The sequence below is a fragment of the Chryseobacterium polytrichastri genome, assembly GCF_900142445.1.
Taxonomy (GTDB): domain Bacteria; phylum Bacteroidota; class Bacteroidia; order Flavobacteriales; family Weeksellaceae; genus Chryseobacterium; species Chryseobacterium polytrichastri.
In genome coordinates this window covers 1-5196 of the sequence record NZ_FRAV01000076.1, presented here as the reverse complement: position 1 = coordinate 5196, position 5196 = coordinate 1, and the positions used below count along the sequence as shown (strand labels likewise).

The window sequence follows — 5196 nt, the reverse complement described above, 5'->3', positions numbered from 1 at the left end:
TTCAGATTACAACTTAGAGGCGTGCGAGATAAATCGTTTTTCCTTTTTAGATTATCTAAACTTTTTGCGTAGTCCCCAAGTTTTGGAACTGATCCAACTTTTTGCGTAGTCCCCAACTTTTGGAACTGATCCCTATTTTGATTTTTTTGATACTAGCGCTAAAACAAAAAACGCTGTAAACATTGATGTTCACAGCGTTTTAGCTTATTTTAGTTTCTCAACTTGCGGAGAGAGAGGGATTCGAACTTACCATCTAAAACCACTTCAGTACTCCATTTTTGCCCTTCAAAATTATTGATGCCATGATATTGCCACAACGTCTATTGAAAGTCTGATTAGAAACTCTATTATTTCAATCGCTTTTTATTTGGAGAGTGAGGGACTTATATCCCTCTTATAAATGCTCTGTTTATGCTATTTTTATTTTCTACAATCTAAAAAAGCCATGATACCACAGTTTTGATAGAACGGATTTTAGATAATAAAATATACTATTTCTGCAAAATTCTTACAACTTAAATCAAAGTACTCTTTAATTTCTAGTTATAAATTTACTACTTTTTATTTAAAAAATTAAACAATATAAATCTATTATCTCACCCATATTCTCAATAAAGAATATTTCTCTTACTGTAGCTATCCAAACCATGACCTTGGAATAAGTGCATTAAAGCTGTCGGGTTCTTTAAATGTACCTCTCCACGCCTCAACTAAATTTATATTTGGGGCATCTCCCCACGTGGATTTTGAAGCATGTTCCAGTATTATGATCTGAGTTTGGAAATCACTTCTTTCCATGAATCTACTGCAGGCTTCAAATATTAATGAAGTATTCTGGATATCCTCTGATATTTTTTCCTTTTTATCAATATCTATATTATCTTTTCCCAAATCTTTAAAATCTTCAGGGAAGTATACCTGACTGGGTTGGTCAAGCACCAATAAAGAAGGAATATATTTTTTTTTACCAGAGCTAGGAAGATTAAGGAAATACTCATACAATCCAAGCATCGTTGCCAAATGAAAACACATATGGTTTGCCCCGCTGCCCAGTTTATATAAAAAATTTATGCTTTTTGTTCTGGTATCTTCAATTCGTATTCCAACGCTTACATCGGGGTCTAACAACACTCTCCTTTGGGCTCTATTTTCAATAGGTAGAATTTTTACATAATTTGCAATCGCGTCTGACACTTTTTTAAAACAGTACTCTTTATCAAATTTTTCTTTTAAATCCTTCAACGTTTTCCTTTTACGAGCTAGTTTTGTAGCAAGTTCTTCAAGCTCTGTAGCTAAGTTTGCTGATGGGGAAATTTTTTCTAAGTTATCAAGCACATGCTCAATCTTTCCACTGAACTCGAATATATCTTGAAATTTTTTATAATTTTTGTGATCCTCGTTTCTAAGAATTTGGATATTGGCATCTATTTTAATAATATCTCGTTCTTTTGCCTTAATCTTTTCTTTATAATCACCTTTTTCCTTCTCAAAACTAAAACTGTCTGACCTAGAAGCTTCCAAAACTTTAAGATTTTTTTGTCTTTCATTTTGCAGGTTTAAAAGCGTATCTATTGCTTTTTCAGAAACGGAGTCACAAAATGGACAGACATTAGTTCCTTTCTGTTGAAGCAACCAATCTACAGGTTTTAACCGCTTATCAAGTTCAAGAGATACATTAGCAATATACTCGCCCTTTGAACGGTCGAACTGCTGAATTTTTTGCAATCCAACCCTAAGTTCATCCAACTCTCTTGTAAACAGGATTCGATCATTATCCAACTCTTCCAGCTTATCCGAATACCTTAACGCTGATCCTTCTTTAAAAAACCTGTTATTTTTGACATCGGAAATTACTTTCTTAAGTTCATCTTTTATCAGATTAACTTCCTCTTTCTATACTAATATCAGCATTTGACAGCCCAAGATTTATCGCCTTGGAATAATATTCATAAATATCTGATTGCCAATTTTGATATTGCAAACGTAAATCATCCAATTTTTTTGATCTATCCTTTTCTTCACGTTCTAATACATAAATCTCACTTTCAAGATTTAACATTTCATATGATTTGTATCCCAAAACTAATGGAAATAAAGTTTTTAAACGACGTTGATGCTCAAAAGTATCTGTCTTATAAAATATCGTGGTGGGATTGGCAATAATATTTTGCGGCTGAAACATAAACGGAAATTGGCAGGAGATTCTTCTTTTTGAGGTTCATCGTTTATCGAAATATTCTCAAAGCCAGCTTTCACACTAAGAAAGTTCTTTACCTTTTCTCTATTTGTTTTATATTTCCCAGCATCTTTAATCCACTCATTAGTATTTAAAGATGGGTTATCACCTTTGCCTTGAACTTCATACATATACATGACATCAGAAACCTTATTGTCATTCCCTGGACAATCTCTGGCTAAAAAAATAGACTGACTACCCAGCATAACATAGATTGCAAATTTGTCAACCTTCTCCCTTATTGTTCCCACAGGGATATCACATTCACTGCTACCCAGACAGTAATCGATAATAGATATGATTGCAGATTTACCTCGCTGGCTATATCCTGTAATTACATTTATTTTGTCTTCATCAAACTTAATTATTTTTGGATCTAGCGCATCATCCAGTGGATACAATAGAATATTTTTAATCTTTAGTTTCATTAAAATCTAATATTTAGATCGTTCTGTATATTTTTATCATGTTTTTTCGCGAAAATACTTCCTAAAGGAAATCCAGAAATGTCTTCCCAATATATACCACATGCTTTTTTAAGTTGTCTTGTTGCTTTATCAGAAATTAGTGTACTTAAATTATGTGGCGGGTTAGAACTCCCAAAGCCATTAAAGATAAAAATTCTTCCTAACAATATAATTTTAGAAAAGAATGTATCTTTATTCCAATCCTCATTATAAACCTGTCTAAACTTTTAAAAACTTTATCAGCATCTCCCGAGCAGATATGATTAAGATAGCAGTAATCATATCTCTGAGCTCCAATACTATTTGTCTTTAGTTCTTTTGTAGCCTAAATTATTTGCTTTTTTGTAAATCAACAATAATATTTAAGCGATCATTGTCATATAAACCACTACCACGATCCCATTTTTATTCACTGAAACGAGATGACCTAAATTAAGTTCCTGCTTAATAACCTGAAAAACGCCTCAATATGCAATCTCCATGGCAGAAAGTTTAAATTCATTAGTTATAAATCAAAATTCCTAGTCTTTTTTTTCATTTTTGATGATCACCAATCGAAAACCTGTTTCAACTTTTTCCTCACAATCATATATATCCATACCCGTTGTGCATAATGATTAAAAAGAAAAAGAGTTTGAACCAATTCATAAACGATGGATTATAGAGAGAACTTTTTCATGGTTTGATAATGATAGAAGATTATGCAGAAATTATGAACTACTAATGGAATCCTCTGAAAACATGGTCAAATTATCTGCTATAAAATTATTACTAAAACCTGTTGTGCATTTTGAATTAAAATCTCACTTTTTAAAATATTTCTTTATGAAAAAAAAGGGGGGGGGGTAAAGAAGCATATAAAATAGATTTTATAAATCAAAATAATAACAATAAATAGATGCAAGTAATCAAAAAAAACTCTAAATGATCATTTTTGAACTAAAATTATCAAAATGCACAACGGGATTTAATATATAAAAGAGTATCAAAATCAGAACAGTTTAATGAATTCTAAATTTGTAATTCATTTCGAGCTTAGTAGATATGTAGTTTCAATGTGAAAAAATCATTCAGTTAAATGAGTAATGTGGCTAAATAAAAAAACACCCCCTTCTTACTCTCTGGGAAGCCCTCTTTTCTCATCATTCGAGATAATTCTTAAAGATAATTTAAAGAAGGGGGAACTTAATAAATATGAATATAAATTGATTTGTAGTAACAAATATAATTAATTTTTCTCATTAAAGTGATTTTTAATTATTGAATTAATGAGAAAAAAATTGTCATATTCAATACCGTGTGTTTTCCCAATGTTTTGTTATACTATTTTCGAAAAAAAATGTGCAGATATTTTAATCAACCGATGTTGAAAAGAAATAATTCTCAATTAAGATTACTGCTACAAATTGAACTGGAACTCCTTAAAGAGTAAATCAAAAAGACTATGAACCACAGTTTTATCTTTTCAAAAAACAACGCAAAAGAATTGAGACTCTTTTCTCACAACTTTGCGACCAATTTATGATTAGACGCAATTATGCAAAGAGTTTTGAAGGGTTTAAAACTAAATTACTAGCTAAAATAACAGCTTTAACCGTTGTACAATTTATCAACAAAGTTTACTTCAATAGAAATATTAATAACTTAAAAGTAAGTATTATTTAAAATGCACAACGGATATAAATATAGGTAATCTGATCAGATTAAGTATTCAAACGAAAATATATTAGAGAAAGTTTTATCATAAAACATTCATTGTGAGATTGTTTAGAATAAAACGAAGTCTAATGTAAATAGGAAGGAATACTTAATGGCTATTGAGTTAGAGATTCCTATAATTGGTATATGCAGTTTTATAGGAACTGATGAAAACACGATTAGAAAAATGTATAAAGAGAAAATCATGGACTCTGATCATTTATTAAAATGAAATAGGCTTTTTCAGTAGGATTTATTCCAAGCATTTTATACTGTATTCTCCTTCATCTTCTTTAAGCAAAAAAATAGACCTAAACCTGTTGTATTTAGAAAAAGTATTTATATGAAAGAGACGATCGATTTTATTCTTGAGCTTTTCTTAACAGGTATAAAAACCAAATTACTAATAATTAATGACTATAGGATTCCCAGTTCTATACTTTCTTAGTGGATAAATACTATTATGATAAAAATAAGATTCCAGATTATAAACCTGTTTAAACTTATTTAAATAAAAAAAGTTCCGAGAAAAAAAGGAAATTAGTGTCGCTAAACAAAAACCTAAGATTCTGGAACTATCATACAAAGATAAAATAGAAAAGTGGATAATCCCATACCTGAGTAGAGGAAAAAGAGGATTTCCCAGCCGATTAAATGTATTGAGTGTATTTCTATTGATCATAAAACGTTTAAAAACAGATTGTCAATGGAGAGAATTAAGCCTTAAAGAATATTTTTTCAACGAGAAAGTAAGCTGGCAAAGTATCTACTATTATTTCAATAAATGGAGCAAGG

Annotated in this window: 3 protein-coding genes and 2 pseudogenes; 2 read left to right on the top strand and 3 right to left on the bottom strand. The window is 30.4% G+C overall.

Features of this window, described 5'->3' with window-relative positions; all coding sequences use genetic code 11:
- Positions 1–636 precede the first annotated feature (636 nt).
- The 3 genes from BUB80_RS22900 to BUB80_RS22890 form a co-directional block, all read right to left on the bottom strand.
- The gene (locus BUB80_RS22900) at positions 637–1779 is read right to left on the bottom strand and encodes a DUF3732 domain-containing protein (protein WP_175549649.1); all 1143 of its coding nucleotides are present in this window, start codon (positions 1777–1779) and stop codon (positions 637–639) included.
- Positions 1780–1879: 100 nt separating this feature from the next.
- The gene (locus tag BUB80_RS22895) at positions 1880–2059 is read right to left on the bottom strand and encodes a hypothetical protein (protein WP_073298028.1); all 180 of its coding nucleotides are present in this window, start codon (positions 2057–2059) and stop codon (positions 1880–1882) included.
- A 41-nt stretch (positions 2060–2100) separates the two neighbouring features.
- Positions 2101–2664 (bottom strand): AAA family ATPase, encoded by a 564-nt coding sequence (locus BUB80_RS22890; protein ID WP_073298026.1) that lies wholly within the window; start codon positions 2662–2664, stop codon positions 2101–2103.
- Positions 2665–3342: 678 nt separating this feature from the next.
- Here BUB80_RS22890 and BUB80_RS22880 point away from each other — a divergent pair.
- A pseudogene (locus BUB80_RS22880) lies at positions 3343–3552 on the top strand (hypothetical protein); the annotation flags it as partial.
- A 576-nt stretch (positions 3553–4128) separates the two neighbouring features.
- Positions 4129–4368 (top strand): annotated as a pseudogene (locus tag BUB80_RS22875) (transposase); the annotation flags it as partial.
- Positions 4369–5196: the final 828 nt, after the last annotated feature.

What these genes read in the sequence shown, in the direction of transcription:
- BUB80_RS22895 (WP_073298028.1), bottom strand. Translation starts at nt 2,059, where the DNA reads ATGTTAAATCTTGAAAGTGAGATTTATGTATTAGAACGTGAAGAAAAG.
- BUB80_RS22890 (WP_073298026.1), bottom strand. Translation starts at nt 2,664, where the DNA reads ATGAAACTAAAGATTAAAAATATTCTATTGTATCCACTGGATGATGCG.